Origin of the sequence: Mesobacillus subterraneus, assembly GCF_020524355.2 — a bacterium.
GTDB lineage: Bacteria > Bacillota > Bacilli > Bacillales > Cytobacillaceae > Mesobacillus > Mesobacillus subterraneus_C.
Genome location: NZ_CP129019.1, coordinates 155,550 through 172,736, shown reverse-complemented (window position 1 = coordinate 172,736; position 17,187 = coordinate 155,550). Strand labels below are relative to the sequence as shown.

Annotated in this window: 17 protein-coding genes; 2 read left to right on the top strand and 15 right to left on the bottom strand. The window is 33.5% G+C overall.

Annotated elements, in window-relative coordinates; translation table 11 throughout:
• Nucleotides 1–250: 250 nt before the first annotated feature.
• The 4 genes from LC048_RS00770 to LC048_RS00755 all read right to left on the bottom strand — a co-directional run bounded on the left by LC048_RS00770 (nt 251) and on the right by LC048_RS00755 (nt 7,766).
• Nucleotides 251–3,880, bottom strand: a complete 3,630-nt coding sequence (locus LC048_RS00770) for a YobI family P-loop NTPase (RefSeq protein WP_226601613.1) — start codon at nt 3,878–3,880, stop codon at nt 251–253.
• 154 nt (nt 3,881–4,034) lie between these two features.
• Nucleotides 4,035–5,015, bottom strand: coding sequence for a TniB family NTP-binding protein (locus LC048_RS00765; RefSeq protein WP_226601612.1), 981 nt, complete (start codon nt 5,013–5,015; stop codon nt 4,035–4,037).
• Entirely contained in the window at nt 5,008–7,125 is a 2,118-nt protein-coding gene (locus LC048_RS00760; RefSeq protein ID WP_226601611.1) for a transposase family protein, read from the bottom strand. The genes LC048_RS00765 and LC048_RS00760 overlap by 8 nt, the downstream gene beginning before the upstream one ends.
• Nucleotides 7,125–7,766: a TnsA endonuclease N-terminal domain-containing protein gene (locus LC048_RS00755; RefSeq protein WP_226601610.1), complete on the bottom strand. Its 642-nt coding sequence runs from the start codon at nt 7,764–7,766 to the stop codon at nt 7,125–7,127. Before LC048_RS00755 ends, LC048_RS00760 begins: the two co-directional genes overlap by 1 nt.
• A gap of 68 nt (nt 7,767–7,834) precedes the next feature.
• Between LC048_RS00755 and LC048_RS00750 the strand changes: the two genes are divergently transcribed.
• Complete coding sequence (locus tag LC048_RS00750) at nt 7,835–9,637, top strand: TniQ family protein (protein WP_226601609.1); 1,803 nt, start codon at nt 7,835–7,837, stop codon at nt 9,635–9,637.
• Nucleotides 9,638–9,867: 230 nt separating this feature from the next.
• Here the strand turns inward: LC048_RS00750 and LC048_RS00745 are convergent, their stop codons facing one another.
• The 3 genes from LC048_RS00745 to LC048_RS00735 form a co-directional block, all read right to left on the bottom strand.
• Nucleotides 9,868–10,701, bottom strand: coding sequence for a hypothetical protein (locus LC048_RS00745; RefSeq protein WP_306049174.1), 834 nt, complete (start codon nt 10,699–10,701; stop codon nt 9,868–9,870).
• A gap of 21 nt (nt 10,702–10,722) precedes the next feature.
• Nucleotides 10,723–11,106: a 3-deoxy-8-phosphooctulonate synthase gene (locus LC048_RS00740; protein WP_306049172.1), complete on the bottom strand. Its 384-nt coding sequence runs from the start codon at nt 11,104–11,106 to the stop codon at nt 10,723–10,725.
• A 108-nt stretch (nt 11,107–11,214) separates the two neighbouring features.
• The gene (locus LC048_RS00735) at nt 11,215–11,604 is read right to left on the bottom strand and encodes a hypothetical protein (RefSeq protein WP_226601607.1); all 390 of its coding nucleotides are present in this window, start codon (nt 11,602–11,604) and stop codon (nt 11,215–11,217) included.
• Between the two features lie 383 nt (nt 11,605–11,987).
• On the opposite strand from LC048_RS00735, the gene LC048_RS00730 reads away from it, so the two are divergent.
• On the top strand, nt 11,988–12,827 hold the full coding sequence (locus LC048_RS00730) for a tyrosine-type recombinase/integrase (protein ID WP_226601606.1): 840 nt from the start codon (nt 11,988–11,990) through the stop codon (nt 12,825–12,827).
• Nucleotides 12,828–12,921: 94 nt separating this feature from the next.
• Here the strand turns inward: LC048_RS00730 and LC048_RS00725 are convergent, their stop codons facing one another.
• From LC048_RS00725 to LC048_RS24875, 8 genes are all read right to left on the bottom strand, one after another.
• Nucleotides 12,922–13,341 (bottom strand): DUF5412 family protein, encoded by a 420-nt coding sequence (locus LC048_RS00725; RefSeq protein WP_306050618.1) that lies wholly within the window; start codon nt 13,339–13,341, stop codon nt 12,922–12,924.
• A gap of 148 nt (nt 13,342–13,489) precedes the next feature.
• Nucleotides 13,490–13,702, bottom strand: coding sequence for a hypothetical protein (locus LC048_RS00720; protein WP_226601604.1), 213 nt, complete (start codon nt 13,700–13,702; stop codon nt 13,490–13,492).
• A 111-nt stretch (nt 13,703–13,813) separates the two neighbouring features.
• On the bottom strand, nt 13,814–14,173 hold the full coding sequence (locus LC048_RS00715; RefSeq protein ID WP_226601603.1) for a hypothetical protein: 360 nt from the start codon (nt 14,171–14,173) through the stop codon (nt 13,814–13,816).
• 130 nt (nt 14,174–14,303) lie between these two features.
• Entirely contained in the window at nt 14,304–14,795 is a 492-nt protein-coding gene (locus LC048_RS00710; protein WP_226601602.1) for a hypothetical protein, read from the bottom strand.
• Between the two features lie 138 nt (nt 14,796–14,933).
• Nucleotides 14,934–15,506, bottom strand: coding sequence for a group-specific protein (locus LC048_RS00705; RefSeq protein WP_226601598.1), 573 nt, complete (start codon nt 15,504–15,506; stop codon nt 14,934–14,936).
• A gap of 236 nt (nt 15,507–15,742) precedes the next feature.
• Entirely contained in the window at nt 15,743–16,498 is a 756-nt protein-coding gene (locus tag LC048_RS00700; protein WP_226601601.1) for a hypothetical protein, read from the bottom strand.
• Nucleotides 16,482–16,682, bottom strand: a complete 201-nt coding sequence (locus LC048_RS24880) for an RNA polymerase sigma factor (protein ID WP_371932088.1) — start codon at nt 16,680–16,682, stop codon at nt 16,482–16,484. Before LC048_RS24880 ends, LC048_RS00700 begins: the two co-directional genes overlap by 17 nt.
• Complete coding sequence (locus LC048_RS24875; protein WP_371931972.1) at nt 16,667–17,008, bottom strand: RNA polymerase sigma factor; 342 nt, start codon at nt 17,006–17,008, stop codon at nt 16,667–16,669. Before LC048_RS24875 ends, LC048_RS24880 begins: the two co-directional genes overlap by 16 nt.
• Nucleotides 17,009–17,187: the final 179 nt, after the last annotated feature.

Genomic DNA, 17,187 nt, shown 5'->3' with positions numbered 1-17,187 from the left:
AAATAAAGCGGGAGCCTGGTGATGACGGCTTCCGCTTTTTTATGGTGTTCCGGAGAAGTCTTAAATGTAATTTTTCATAAACTATCGGAACCACATATTTATAAAATCCCTTTTTCTCTTCACTCATTATTCATTGACTTCCGGAACCAGTATAAGTAATTAGGTAAACTTCCTAGTTTTTTTCATTAATGCTCGGAAAAAATAAAAGACGTTTGTCAATATTGTCCGGAAAAATTTTATTCTTTTGGTTTTACTTGTGTTTAGTATTCACTCGAAGTTTTTCTTTTTGTTGGCTCCAAGATGAAATATAATTAATTTCATTTAATTCACCTAAAAGTTCTCTATTTATTAAAGTGTCCTCTAAAACCGGCCTCTTCCCATTTTCGGTGATGTCCGAATACGGTGATTTTAGAGTTTGGAGATGCTTTGTAATTTGTTCGTTATCTAGGTTTTTTATTTGGCATGCTAACAAATGAATTTTATCGGACTTAGAAACTTTTGTATCCAAAATAATATCTAATAATGAATCTTTAACTTGAGGTTTGTGATTAATTAGAAATCTAGTTAAAATTATCGTTAAATTAAGATCTTGAGATATTAAATTCTCATTAAGGTTATTTATCATATCTCTTTTATTAAAATAAGTGATCCGATCTGATTCTAATAAGCTTATAACATCTTTTGGATCTACATCAAAAGATGTTATATCATTAATAAATGTCTCAATATGTTTTTCAATTAGACTTAAGTGTAAAGGTTCAAAGTACTCTTTTAGTGAAGTATAATTTTCATTTGAAAGCACTAAAACGTTACTATTAATTAGTATTTCAACTCTGCTATATGGCAGTTCTTTAATTGGGAAACTACTCCAACTAATTAAGCTACTAGCTATTTTTTCAAAACAGTTTTCCATAATCTCCGTAGTTTGTGTTATTTCAGAAGAGAACTCCTCCACCATCTCTTGATCAAAGCCGTCAATATCTTCTAAGTTATTGTGCGCCAATTCAATACTGTTACTTTCATTATTTAAAAACTCTAAAACTGAGCTATCAATTTTTTTAAATTCTGCATAATGACTTAGCAGATTAGCCCAATTGCTAATTAATTTATTTTCAATTAAAAACTCCTTCCAAAAAGGGGTACCTACAGAAGTAATTAATTCTAATTTACCTTCAAAATGTTGAATTATTTTTACTTTTAAATGTTCTTTTATATCTTCTCGGTTAAGTAGTTCAACTATAGTCTTCTCATCTTCATGGTTCTTCTCCAATTTTAAAAATACGTTTTCAATATATTCATTTATATTCTCATCAATATACTCAACAAGTGATTGAAGATTAGTCCTAGTTATGTTCGTAAAGTTAAGGATATTCTCTTCACCAGCTTTTATGTCAATAATCAACTTAACCATTTCTGGATTAATCATGTAAAGATTATTTTCATAAATAAAGCTTATTATCGAAGAATGATCAGGAAGAGGCAGTTTTATTTTTCTGAATTTCACTTTAAGCTCTTTAAGAATTTGTTGCATTTTTAAATCATCAACATTTGGAAATATTTCAAAGAACTCCTCTTTACATGAAATATATTGTGTTAATTCATCTTGAATATTCATGGCTATTATATCTTCTATATCCACAAATCTAAGTATATCTTCCAGATATTCATCTGTTTTTTGGATAGAATAATTAGACTCGATTTGAATATAGTGCCACATTTTTATCCATCTCTTGCCGATAAGTTTCAAAAATACCCCTTTGAAGTTGGTAATATCCTTAAAGTTATCAATAAAGGAAATGGACTCCTTACTCTGATTGACTAACTGCTCTATTACAGTTTCCAAAAACAGTCCGTTATGTGAATTATTAGCTAAAAGGTATTCTATTAAATCATAGTTCAAAACCTCTAATCGCTTAAAATCCTTACCATATAATTTTTCAACGATTTTATTTACATTTGATAATGAAAAGTTAAAAGGAAGAGGTTCTTGATCTTTTACACTCATTAAAAATTTCATATCTTCATTAGTTATACTTCCAGGATAAAAGTAATTCATATACTGGGAATACATCTCATCTATATAGCCATGTCTAATTAGATACATGAGCAGCTTTTTTTCTCGTATTTTTTCAGTAAAAATCTCTTCAGAAGTACTTTTATTTATTATGTCTTTTAATGACCAAGCCAGTACTTCCTGCTTTTCTTTACTTAATAACTCTAACTTAAGTTTTAACTTATCAATTCGATTTTCTTCCTTAATTTTAATTAGTTTTAATCTTTCAAAATAATTAACTTTCGTATCAAATATTGTAGCGATTTGTTCCCTTGTAGGATTTGGGTGTCTCCACCCACTAGTAGATGAGTGATATCTAATCTCTCTGGCACTATCTAGTTTTTCGAAGAAGTTTAATCCTCTCCAATTTCCTCCAATAAATTGGGTACCATCAAGATAAATGGAATTATTTGTATGATTTAGACCTAAGGCTTCTGCATATACAATATCCAACTCATTTCTACTTGATAATGCTTCATTTTCAACATTATTTATATCATTTTCAATTTTAAAATACTCACTCTCTAATTCATTTATTCGATTTCCTATGAAGCTTGTCTTATTTTGAAACACCTTATAAACCATTCCATCGTTAAATTGAAGGTCTGCAAAGTCTTTAGGATAAATGTTTTTATATACAATCATTGCCAATAGATTATTTTCGATTAAATCAATAGTTCCCAAGATTTCTTTATAGAGGTTGTATTCATTACAAATATTAATTAAGATCCTCATATCGTCAATATAAAAGGTAATATCATTTATCAAATCTTCCGTAATTGCTTCCGCACCAGGTGTAGTTTTTAGTTTGTTTTTTAGAATTTGATAGGAGTTAGATGAATTGATTACTGGAATAACCGGAATTATAAAATCAAAAAACTTGGTTCTATTTCTGCTACTAAACATATCATCTTCAGAACCGAACATATCATCTTTAATCGCATATAAGAATACTACCCGTCTATTAATTTGATCCGAGTTATTAATTAATGTGTTCAAGCTCCTTAACCTCTCAAAAATTTCAAGGTTATTAAACCGGTCTAAATCTTCAAAAACTACCACTTGATATTCAGTGGTTTCAAAAAAATATATTATTTCATCTAAGTATTTGTCGAATATAGAACTTTCAGACTCTTTGTCAATCTCGATTGTTGCATTTGGTAAAGTTAATTTACTTAATTTTAAATTCCTCCCAAGAAAGTTAAAAAGATTAGTGGTTAGAATTATTAAATATGCTAAGAAAGTAAACAACAATAAAACTGTAAAAATTTTCGAAACTATGTTCCCAGCTGTAAAGCTTTCATTAATAGTTGTATTTTTATATAAGCCAGCTAAATAACTGGGGTTAAATAAATGCAATCCTAATATTAAAAAGGATACTAAAAATAACACCTTTACATACATACTTCGCTTTCTTTCGTTCCTAATTCTTTTAAATCTAGAAAATGGTAATGTTTTACTAGGCACCTTATAAAACATTTGTTGCAATATACCTTTTTCTAAGATATTTTCATTTTCTTCTTCCTCTTCTTTAAAAGATGCTAAAGAAATATTTAAGAATTTATATGAATTAATATTTTCACTTTGGAATGTCTTTAAAATACTACTCTTTCCGGATCCGTATGGGCCCGTTAAGGCAATATTATTAATATTGTTATTTTCTAGAGCCCAAGCTATCGCATTTGAATAATGTCCATTTTTATCAATATTATTTTTAGGAGTTAAATCCTCAAACCGTTCCCTGAATCCATTTTCTTCACGAGATTCACTTGACCTCTTAAACTTTGTAACCAGTCTTGAAATAAAATCAATTATCGATAAATTCACTTATTGAAACCCCCTACCAACTACTCCAAATCAAAAAAATTCACCAGAGGACGACAAATCATTACTAATTATACCACTTTTTGGTTATTATTGACTTAACCAAAGATAACAGAATAATAAACCACCATTGCTGCAGCAATGGTGGTTCAAAATCCTATTTAGCCTCTTTACTTCTAAGCTGCTCTAATTCAAAAGCCTCAACTATATTGAAATTCTTTATAGTAAAGGGATTAGACACACAAGGGCGTGTAGATATATCAAGTTTATTAAACGCATCATAAAAGTGATTTTCATCAATTGAATCGTTACCGCTTTTCGCTGCTAGCCCTGTTGCTTCATATAAAATTTTATTTAAATGTGATGGCAGCCCGTTTGTGGCGTAATACAATTTATCGGCTAATTGCTTGGATGCCAGTGAAGATCGGTTTACAAAAGGCAACCTCTCATCTATACTCTTTAAAAATATCCTGAATGCAACTTGCTCTTCTCGGGTATAGTATTGAAAACCTTCCATGGTAAGCTTCATCAAGAAACGTCGATCAAGCTGAGAGTTGAATTTAAATATTTTTTTCGATTCTGGAAAACCGCATAATATAATAGGTACCCCCGCTTCATCGCAAAAGGATTTCACCCACTCTGACGCTTTATTCAAGACATGCTGTGTATCTCGATCTAACAGATGCTGAAATTCATCTATTATAATCAACTCAACCTTGCATTTCTTTATAAAGTTCATTAATCTGCTTGTTTGACTGATTTCTGTCCCCTTTTCATAAGCAGGATCTCCTAGAGAATAAAGTAGTTTGGATGCTACCGATTTTGGGGTGGCACCTACTGGCACTGTTGAGTACAGAACAGGAATAACAGTATTATTGTTAACTAGCTGCCTTGGGAAACGGCTAGTGTACTCCTCCAATACCGTAGACTTTCCAACTCCAGCCACTCCCGATAAGAAAAGCGAATCAGGTTTTACCGACCCTTTCGAATAGAAATGAATATCTTCTATCTCAGAAAGTAAATTACTATAGTTCGGATGTGCAATTACTATTTTCTTTACATGCTCTCTTCTATTTCTTACATCATCCTGGCTTGCTGGGCTACCATGCAATCGTTTAAAAGGAAAATTTTCAGTCATACTGCGCCAGCTCCTTTTTGTCCTTTTTCATAGTTACGTCCCAACTTGGAAGATCTTCAACATCTGTGTCTTCGTATTCAATATACCAACTATCCTCATTATCAATTTGGGATTCAGACTTCTTTTTATTCTTTTGTTTTACAGGCTGCTCTTCTTCAATAATTCTAATCTCATCATTTATTGAAGGAGTATTTATATTACTCTGAGTGGGGATAATAGCGATGCTACTTGTTTCGCCCTGCAATGGCTTTAGTACTGTTTCAGTGATGAAATCAGCATCATGATAAATGGAATCCACTTGTCCTTTATTTCTTTTCCATTTTTTAACTTTCTTTTCTTCTTGTTCACGTATTAATTCCATTTTACGTTTTGTTTTTGCTCTGTTACTTGAACTGAATGTTTTTCTTGTTTCTGTTCTATTTTTGGAATCCAGTTCCAAAGCTTGGTATGGAACTGGCAAGTCTACGTTTACTTTTTTTCTTTTTAGACCAGTAAATCCAGCGGTGATATACTTATTATTTATTGGGTCATAGACATATACCTTTCTCATATCACTCAAATCGAAACGCACTCTTACCTTTTCTTCCCCACGTTTGAATTTCTCTAAAAGATTCTTCAGTTCCATTAGCTCCGGACTAAAAAAATATTCATTTTGAATTACTACTCCTTGTTGTTGAATAATTCTTAGTTCTGATCCACCCATAAGTATGATTTTTAATGATTCAACACTCCGTGGAATCTGAAGCATAAGGCGTTTATTATCTTCAATTCCTTGCACCCATAGTTTATGAGGTGAATTACCTCTTCTGCTATCGTAACTATTTGCCACTATATCAACCATACCGAGATGTGCCATATAGATAAAACCCTGAATAGTTATGCAAGCTTTCTTCTGAGAATCATATCTGCCTTTTTCTATAAAGTTTGAAAACGTAGTACCTTTTTGATTATGTATAAACATGGTGTTTAACCTTCTAAAAGCTCTTTCAATCGTTCCCTTTTGATGACCCGCATCAATTTTGCAAAATTGAACCTCCTTCACTCCTAATTGAAGGCAAGCCTCTTCAAACTCATACGAATCATTGACACTCGCATTATCAACTACAATGGTATGTGGAATTCCATGTGATACCCACTCGTTTTCAACCAAGGGATATAATTCTTTTAAGTAGGTTTTAGGCATAATTAAATGAATTAAGCATTGTTTTAAAGCCCTGCTGTCAACCGGTTTAAAAGTAACAAAAAAGCCCAATGGCATACCAGTACACTTATCAATGGCATATATTAAATTAGGCCTTTTCGGCTTAAGGTCGGCAGGGTCAATCATCATAAGATCAACTGGAGTCCAGTCTATTTCTACTCTTTGAAGAGGTCTTGTTGCAACAACCTCTTCCTTAACCCCATCTCTTTTTAATTTTGCTAAAACTGTGCCTTTTTTAGGTAAATCAACTTTATAAATATCTACTAACTCCATAAATCTCCTTCTCACTTTCGAAGGAGAAACGTAATTCAACATTTCAGTTTTATCTCTATTTAGATTTTCTTCATCTATTCTTAAAGTAAATTCTGAATGAATATCTTCAATAGTATATTTTAATCCTTCGTAAACATAATGTTCTAAATAGTGTTCAATTGCACCATCTAGTATTGTTTGGATGTCTTCTGAAATTTTTGGACCCTTGGGACCAGACTTGAAAGCCACAAGCGCTCTAATATCTTCTGTGCATTCCCATCTTTTTTTCCATTCATAAAAAGCTGATTTTTTTACTTCTCCATTTAATGAATCCACGTAGCCCTTAATTTCTGAGGGCAATATTTCCCCTTTTATAACGGGTTCTAAAATTTTATAACGTCTGATTGCTTCTTTTTTTGACTTTTCATCCAAATCATCTATGTTTTGTACACGTATATACTCTTGTTCAGCTTCTTTTTTTCTGAAGACTAATAATTCATCCCGCCATAATTGCAGCAGCTCGTCTTTTTTCCATAACTCAGTCTGTTCATAATTAACATTTTCTAATTCGTAATCTCTCTCTAACTCTTTCCTAACTAAATATTCATTCCCTCTAATTAAAAACCTAGATCCCGCTGAAAAATAATATCCCGCCATTAATTACTCGTCCTTTCCACAAAAGATTCATCACTAATTGGAGCAGAAATTATATCCATTTTTAATTGATGTGTATAGATTAAGTGAAATATATTACTTTCCACTTCTTCTTCATTAAATTGACTTATACTCTTTTTCAAAGTTCCTAAGTTCGTTTTCCCCCCTAACTTTTCTAGTGTTCTAAAAACAACACTCATAATTTTTCTGCTGGTCGAGTCTTGTCTTACTTCGGACAATATATCTAGATTTTCTATTAAAAATCCTTTTCGAATTTCCTTCTCAGTCACCACTACATACTTCATTTTTCTTTCGCTACAGAACTTCATTCCAACCTGAAATTTTATTTTATTCTCTTCATCTTCAGTTTTTTCAAATGCCTTAACCTCGTATATATACTCCCTCATATCATTTTTCAAAACGTGGAAGTCAGGAAAATACTTTCTCTTTTTTCCTTTATAGACATAGTTGATTTTTTCAGGCTGGAATTTAAAAGATAGGACTGTTGGATCATAATCAAGAAGTTTAATAAAATCTCTTTCTAGAGTACTTTCCCAGGGAATCATTCGGTGCATTTTGGTGCTATTATGCTTTCCCCTAAAACTAAGCTTGCTGCTGGCTTTAATTTTCCTTGAAGCTTCCATTAAATCCGCCCCTATTTACATAATTAACCTAACTAAGGAAAAGATAGGATAAAAAAGTAGGTGGTTATATGTTGCTTTTTTTTCCGAAACCTTATTCACAAGAAACTCTATTAAGTTTTATTTACAGGGTAGCTAGAGAACACGAGATGAGTAATCTGGATTGGATATTCGAGTTGATTGCAAAGAAGTTATCAATTAATGTGGCACCTGAAAGAGTAAATTGGTTAATGGGAGATGACCTTAAATCTTTAGCTGAGTTTCTAGGAATTACCTTGAGTGAAGCAAAGAAGTTAACGGTTTATCATCATTTCGAAAGGAATCACATGGAAGTACCTAAAGAGTCAAAAAATGTATGGTTTTTATATAATAAAACAAGATTCTGTCCTTTGTGCCTTCAACAAGGGGCATATCAGAGAAAATCTTGGATAAATTGCCATTCAATTATATGTGTAGAACATTCTACATTATTATTGGATAGTTGCAATAATTGTTGTAATATTCCGAACACTAAGTCTATTATACTTGATGAGTGTGCAATTTGTAACAATAAACTCTCAAATTCACCTATTAAAGCGAATTTCCCCAATAAGTTTATCGAATATCAGCAGATAATGAACAAAATCCTCGAAGAAAATACGTTGGTACCGCTTAATGCTTGGATACAAGAGCCTTCAACCTTTCTAAAAGCTTTAGATTTTTTAGCATTATGGGCTGTGAAAATGATTCCTACAGAAGAGTTCTCTAACCCTTCATACAATATGAACTTCAAAGGAAACATTCTTGAGAGAAACCATTTGAAGAACTATCGCACTGTAGAACAAGCAGCATGCTTATACAGTTATATCTTTCAGATCTTTAATAATTGGCCAAGTGAATTTAACAAATTCATAAAGACAGCAGAAAAACATAATGATGAAGCGTTCCGAAGTTTCATTAAGTATGGAATTCCAAGGATTATTAATACATCCTTATGGGAAATTTCTCGAGCCTTTACAAATTATGTAGCATTGGACAAAGGGAATTTGACCGAGAATCATTATTTAAGGTCTGATGAAGTCAGGTTTATCTATCCCAAATTTAATGGAAGTATAGCTAATTCAAGTCTAATTAAATCCAATGGAATAAGAACTTTTGATTGCAACATTACAGTTATTAATAAAGAAGAATTGGAATCCTTTATGGACAAATTTGAAAATAGTTATACCAAAGAGGAATTGAGAGAAATATGGGGGACAAGCGCCAAGGCTACATATGCTATTTTAAAAGATGGACATGTTGAAGGCGCTTTTTGGTTTAAATCCGGCAGCGCATATAACTGGGTAATCCCTAAATCTTCTATAAGTATTTTTGAAAAGTTAGTTAAACAGGGATCCATAAAAGCTATTGACAACCCTACTTCACTCAATGAAGCTATTGAGTGGATTGGTCCAGATAAGGCACATTTGCTAATTAGAAATATCTTAAATGGTTCGATAAAGTATACCTATGAGTCGAATGAATTTTCGGATTTAGTACTAGACAAAAGGGAGATTTACTTCAAAATTCGAGAAGAGATATTCAAAAGCAGCGAAAAGACTGAATCTATCTCATTTAGAGAAGTATCGTTCCTCTTAGGAATAAAAAAATCTGATATTCAGCACTGGATAAAAAGTGGTCGATTTGGTGGGTTTGACCATGAGGATACAGATGTAATTCCATTTCAAAACTTCATGGACTTTCATGAAAGGTTCATAACAACATTAGAGCTGGCAATAAGACTTAACCTCCAAATCAAACAGGTAATTAAAAAATATACATTAGGAAAACTGATTTCTATATCTGGTCCCCAAATTAACGACGGAAAAAGACTTTTATTTTTACGACAACAATAGAGTAGGGATGCTTATGTTCATAAAAGTAATCAACGAAACACATTGAAATAACAGGACTGTACCCAACAATTTAGTTAGTGATACAGGCCTAGCCTTCTTCAACATAAGCACCCGTTAGTTTAAGTGCATTATTTCACAATCTTTTGCTTACAGTTATGCTGCCTCTTTAGTTCTATCTTAAATGCCACACTAATGATCAACCAGAACTAGAAATCTTGTCAGTAGGATTTCTATATATTTGATAAGGTGAAATCAATTTCTTTTGGAGTCGCAACACATTCATTTAGTGCTAGGAAAGATAAAAGGGTTATTGGTTTTTGCTTAGAACTTGCAGAGTAAACTTTGTGGTGACCATCAATCAAGTAATGGCTTAGACAATAATGTTTAGTATGTTCTAAATCACCTTCCCAATCTGCTGGTTGCCTAATGTCCAAGATTGATAAAGCTAATGCAGTTGGCTTTACTCCATTACTAAGTATTGAATCATATTTTATTACTTGGTCCTCGTCTAACCAGCTAGGTGGGCTCATTGGAACAATGAACTCAAAGAATTTTTCATCTCTTGAGAACTCCTTTGTCTCTCCACGGTAATATTGTACTTTCGGGTATTGAGGTAATCCCCAAAATGGGTCAATTCCCCATACCTTAATTTGTTCATTGGCAAAGTAATCATCTGTTGAGCCTAGTTGTACTAACGTTGGAGAAATTTCTTGAAGAGTAACTATATACTTACCTACTGGCATTAGTGAAGAGATATTTTCAATAAATACAGGATCAAGGGAGGTTAAGCCTGACCTCAGTTGATTCGATAAAACATCAGGAGCTATACTGCTCCTATTTGCCCCTCCAAGGCGTTCAAAAAAGAAGCCGCAAGTATCACAGTTCACTCCAATATGAACTGCTTTTTCACCGTCAATGGTTATCAATCTTTCCCACTCAAGACTGGATAATCCAACTATTGAGTCTGAGGTTTTAACTTTGTATGGCATTTTAGCAAGAATTTTATTCACTTTATCCTCTCCTTGGACTACGTTACTCTTATAAAATACTGGCTTTTCCTTCACTAGTCTTCTCCGTTAGTTGAACTACTTCCCACGTTCTGCTTTGTTATATGCTTCCTTAATCATCGGAAGAACTGTTTTGAAATTACATTTTAAATCGTCCATTGTTTTAATCGGCTTCACAAATCCGACATTGTATACTCCCCATCTACCATCTTCTGGTTCAATACAAGTCTTTAAATAGGGCTCGTCGCTTACAGCCCAAATTAACCCTGCTCTTGAACCATTCGGAGCCTGAACAAAACCATCTCCAAAGGTACATCCTTCTTCTTCATCAAAATCAAAGTGGTCAGTTATTTCACCATAGATAAATCCATCGGTTTCTGTCTCCAAAATAAGGGGGTTCCTATGATAAACCTTCCTACCAAATATCTGTTTTAATCGGCTCAAAATACTCGTTTTCATCATATTCCCCCATTCGGAACTTCTTTTGAATTAAAGTGATTCTTAAGCTAACCTGCCCCGTTTGTGCAATAAGGAATTCAACAAAAACTATCATAGTTTATTAAAAACCCCTCAAGATTTTTTAAAATTACCTGGCATTTTAACGAGAACATAATTCCCAGTCCACATTTGAGTGGTGGCAATTAATCTCCTTCCGTCTTTTTCAAAGAACAGACCAGCACCATCTTTTTCTTTAAATTCCCATCCCTTTGAACCAACCATTTGTTTTATATTTTCATCAGCAATCGATATACCTTTGTTCTCACTACTTGTGATATACCAAATAGAATCGCCTTCTACTGCAATTTCTGCTATTTTACTTTCCGATTCTTTTAGTTTATCAATTGCTTCTTTTGCTGATAAATTCTCTATTGGAAGAGAGGGATAGTATAATTTATTTACAAATATGAACACAGTTATAATAACTATTGCTATACCTAGTATAAATCCAACCTTTTTCATCTAATTACCCCCTTATTGGGTTCAAACCAAGGTATTTTATAGATCCGTTCTTTTACTAAACTGTTTCGTTTCTTCAACAACGCTGCTTCTAGTATTTGTTGGCTGAGCTGTATAGGACCTATTCATTTAATATCCAACTCCGAAGCCTGGGTCTGAAATTATAAATGCTATGTACAATAAGACAAGTGTAATAATTGTTAGTAATGTTAATTTGTACTTCTCCATATCCATTTCAACACCTCCCAATAAATTAGTTCATTAGAAGACTTAATTAAATTAACCAAGTTTGTAAGATATTTTATAATTTCTCTTCACTAAGTCTAAATTTCTATAAAACTGGCAAGAATACCTTCTAATATCCTAATAAAATGGGAGGGATTGGCTTGTTGCTATCAACTGCTTGGAAGTCCTATGAAGCAGATAAACGTATTGAAGGATTCTCACCATATACCTTAAAAGCATATGGTATTCAGGCAAAGCTGCTCATAAGCTATTTTAAGGACCCAATTATTGCTACCTTCAATACAGAAGGATTAAAGAAATATCTTGTTACTCAAGGCAAGGATTTAAAACCCTCAAGTTTGGCCCACAGAATCCGGTTTATGAAGTCATTGTTTCGCTGGTGTCACGAGGAAGGCCATTTAACCATAAATCCAGCAGCAAAGATCAAGGAACCTAAAGCCGGCAAGAGAATCCCAAAGTTTCTATCAGAAAGGGAGATTGAACTTTTGCGTGAAGCCTGTATCAGCCCCATGGAAAAGGCACTATTCGAAATGATGTTTTCTACTGGGTGCAGAATTGGAGAAATCGCTGCACTTGATCGCAATTTCATTAATTGGTCTAACCGCTCTGCCATCGTAAAGGGAAAGGGTGACAAGGAACGTGAAGTGTATTTTAATATTCGGGCTGAATTATGGCTTAAACGATACATTGATAGCCGCCAGGATAAAGATCCGGCCATTTTTGTAACAGAGAGACAGCCACACAGGATGAGTATTGCCCAGATGAGGTATTACATTAAGAAAATCTCAGCGCGTGCCGGCATAGATAAGGAAATTCATCCCCACCAACTCAGACACAGCTATGCCACCCATTTATTGAATAATGGAGCACCAGTTGAAGTTATCCAAAGCCTTTTGGGGCACGAGAAAAGTGAAACCACTCGAATATATGCCCAACTAAGCGGTAGGCTGAGACAGGAGTTTTACCAGAAATACTTCTAACAAAGCGAAGAAGCAACGCAAATTATGCGTTGCTTCTGTACTCTTGCACCCGTATGTTTAAGTACATCTCTTCACATTTTAGCTATTAGAGAATTTAATCCCTTTCATAACAAGTTTCATATTCATCTTTCATAACCCAACTATCACAGGCTGCACCAGACTCATCATAAATTTCTTTCCCTATTGTTAATTTGGTGCTTCGGTTTTCTTTTGGAACTCCTGGAGCCTCATTGGTAATGTTTAGTGTTTCATCGTCTACCCAATTCATAGAAAAATTACTTTTCCCCGGAGCATAGTATATAGTACGAACCTTATTGCCCGTACCTTCATTAATTTCAACCCAAACATTTACACCACCTGCTGCTCCACCATACGTTTTATAATATGAATTGGCTGTATACTTACCATTAGGCGATTCCACAGGACCTACAAAAAATTCACCGTTATTAAACTCAAATGTATAGATAAATTTTTTATATACGAACATACAAATCATACTAAATACGACAAGCAAAAGTATTTTATATCTTAGCCTAATGCTCCTCAACTTACCTATCCCCCGATTCCTGTGAGCTTTTTCTTCTTTAGCTAAACTGCCCCTTTACTTGAACAAGGGCGGATGCGTATCCAGCTCGCCCCCGTTAACACAACAAAAGGCTATATTATTTAGAACCCCTTATGACTTTAAAAGAATAGCTGGATAAAATAAATGAAGATACTATTAAAATTGGTGCTACTACAAAAATTCCTAAGAGGTCAGTTTTGTAATTCCACGGAACAAAGGTTTCCCATAATTCACCTGTTACTTTCCATAAAACGATAAAAATAAAAATTGTGAAACCAAAATAAATTATTTTCTCTAATACTTGGTTCATCTTGTCCCCCCTCTAAAAAACAAACAAAAATAGTTCTTCAACATTACTGCCCCGTTAGTAAAATAACCACCTAATTCAACTCAATTTTTTAACTCTTCTTATGAAGAAATATCAATAGTCTCTCTTATTTTTATCTGGTGGTTTAGTAAACACATTCTCCCCAGGTTCAAATCCTTCTGGTTCCCAGTAGTCTTCGTCATAATTTTCTTGTTCGAACGTGTTACGTAAGACGACAATTGCTTCCTCCCAAGAGGGGAAGAGTTGAAATGAATATGGCGGTTGTCCTATGTCATTCCAAACCGCGCAACTTTTATTAGGTAATTCTGTTGCATTCCATTGGGCATCCTCTGGAATACGAAAAATAAAAAAAGTGTTATCATAAGCTGAATTCAAGTCTTGGAAGCCTAATATTGTAGCAAATTCATCATATTTTCTCAGGAATAATCTCCGAAAGAACTTTTTAAGATACATCTTTTAACACCCCTAAACCTTCTTCAAGTAACCTGCCCTGTTTGTTCAATAAGTAGTTCAACAAAAAAGGGGGTAATCCTTCCTGGATCAACGCTCCCGTTCAATATGAATTTATAATGATTGAGGACTATCAAACAGACAAATCGATAAAATCTAGTTCCATTTCTGCTTCTGCTTTCGAACGATAAACCGTAATTTTATCATAAAGTTTCAAATTGTCTTGCCAGGTTCCTATGTTATTCAAAAAATCTTCTCCGTTTTCAGAAATTATCAAGCACTCTAAATGGCTATTGATATAACAAATTGGTGCGTCACTTTTCAAATCACATTGTTGACCAATAGTTCCGATAAATCCACCTTTACTATCTTTTGCCATAATATCTACATATGGAACAGTATAAAATTCTAATTGTGGAATATCATTGTCAAAGATAAATTGAATATCATAATTGCTAGCATATTTTTGGTACTCCTCATTTTTATGATAAACACTCATAGGAAAAATCGTTGTACCAGCTTGTATTACCTCAGTATCTTTTAAATTTACATTTATGGCTCCGGTTAATTCTGTTCTATCTAGGTAAACTTTTCGCATCTCAACCTCCGTTTTATCTACCTTCATAGTAATTGCTCATTACTTTTGATTTCATATTGAAGTAACTGCCTCGTTTGTTTAATAAGAAATTCAATAAAAAAGGTGCATTATCCTTCCTGGATCAACGCACCTTTTAGTTGAAGGAGGATGACTAACAACAACTGCTTATTCAAATCGATTCCACGATACAATTTCAACATTCCTTACATCCACCTCACCTAGGGTCAATATATGGGGAATAAAAGGAAAGAGACCGAATTTGTTACCCTTTTCATTTTCATTTCTATAAAAGGTCAAGGTATCCGTTGGTATGTCCTGAAGTTCCTGATAAGTTTTGATATCCAATAACTCAATTTCTTCATCAACAATCCCTGCCGAAGGACCTTTGTATCTCTCTTTAGAATAATGATAAATAGCATTTTTGTTATGGGCTAATAACTCAATAGGAATTTTATAAAAGGTTACATTTTCTTTTGTCTTAATTCCCAGATTAGAAAGGGCGTTAAAAACAAAGTAAGGGTGTAAAGGTAAGAAATGAATCACATCATTCCACAGACAGTTTAACTTAGGTATGCTTCTTTTCAGTAGTTTACTTCTTTCTGGGTGATTCAAATACTTTTCAGTGTATTTTTCATATAAATCTGGATGAGTCGTTTTTAATGAATTTAGCGGTATAAGTTTGTCTCCAACCATCTGGTTAGGTACCATATGATAAATAAATCCCTGCATTTCATTCATCCCCTCCTTCATAAAAACAAATATTCTATTTAATTCCTTATAATCCTGCTACTTTTCTTGAACTATCCTGCCCCTTTAGCTCAATAAGGAATTCAACAAAAAGGGGCCTTAATCCTTCTTGGATCAAAGCACCCTTGCCTTAAATTATAACGGTTCACTTAACTCACTGAATTAAATTATTCCCCAAGTTATGCATCGCAATTATTTAGGTAGGTTATAATTCTAAAGTCCAATCTTTATCTTTCAACTTCAAAGTTAAACAAGTTGGCAAGTTCGATTAACTCCCCAGAATCACCCTGCTGCTTGTCTATCAACCCCTGATTATTCATATAGTATACATACTTTTTAGTAACGATATATAGCGCAGCTGTTCCATATTCTGTTGTTGGTTCATGTAGAAATGCCCGTTGCCCTGAAACATTTATTTCCGTGACTTTTGTTCCGTAGAGGGGATATTCGGGTAAAAAATATCTACTCATTTCTTCAACTGATCCCGCTTCATTCTTTGAATAATGTACTGAAATAAACCTTCCTTCTGAAGTCGGGTAAATCGCCTGTGTATATATTTGTTCTTTACTACCTATTTTTCTAACAGATACTCCAAGAAATGGTTCTCCTGAGATTGTATTGATCTCCTTGTGGGCATCCATTGGATAAACAACATATTCCATCCCTTTTTCGGTTAAAACCGGTGTCTCTTTCCCGTCGATTACTTCCATTGTATACAGCTTTTCTTCTTTTGATAGCATCCCTGAAACAAATGAATCTTCATTCCCCAATTGAATAACAAGCAAAAAAAGGAGAGAAAAAGTGATACTTATAGTTGATAGGTATCCAAAAATTTTGAAAGCCCGAGATTTAACCTTTTCCTTATAAATTTGCCTCTCCAGTTTTCTCCTGACTAAATCGGCTTGCTCCTGACTCCATTCCAAATCATATTCTACTTTCTGAAGAGCACGATTATAAGTGTTCAATTCACTTTGTATGTTCATTTAACCCCGACTCCTTAATTAATCTTTTTTCCAAAGCTAACATTCCACGATGCAAGGTGGACTTTACTTTACTTTCCGAACAATTCAATATCTCCGCTGTTTCGGTAATTGAAAAACCCTTGATCTTTCTAAGGATGATAACTTCCCGGTGCGAATGTTTAAGTGCACTTAATGCTTCGTGAATTTCCTTTGAACTTTCTTTAAGCTGACCACATTTTCTGGCAATAGTTTAATGTCAATTTGAGGTTGGAATAACTCTTTAAAAAAGCGAATTGGCTTTTGTTTTCTCATGTGGTCAACAGTCACATTATGAGCGATACTAAACAACCATGTTTTTTCGCTAGAATCCCCTTTGAAAGTATGATGGTATTTATAGGCCTTAAAAAATGTTTCCTGAGTTAAATCCTCAGCTTGCTGATAATCTTTTGTAAGCATAAAAATAAATTTAAAGATTGTTTGATGATACAGATTGTACCACTCATGAATATCCTCTTCCCTGTAGTCAGCCATCTAATTTCTCTCCTTGTTAATTCACTTAAATCTTAGACGTGTGGGTTAGAAAAAGGTTTTGGTTTATTTTATTATTTTTTTTATATTTTTTTAATGGCCTCTATAGCAAAAAGAAGGAGCTGGCATAGCAACTCCTTCTTAAATATAATGATACCGAAAATATTCGACTCCTTACGATG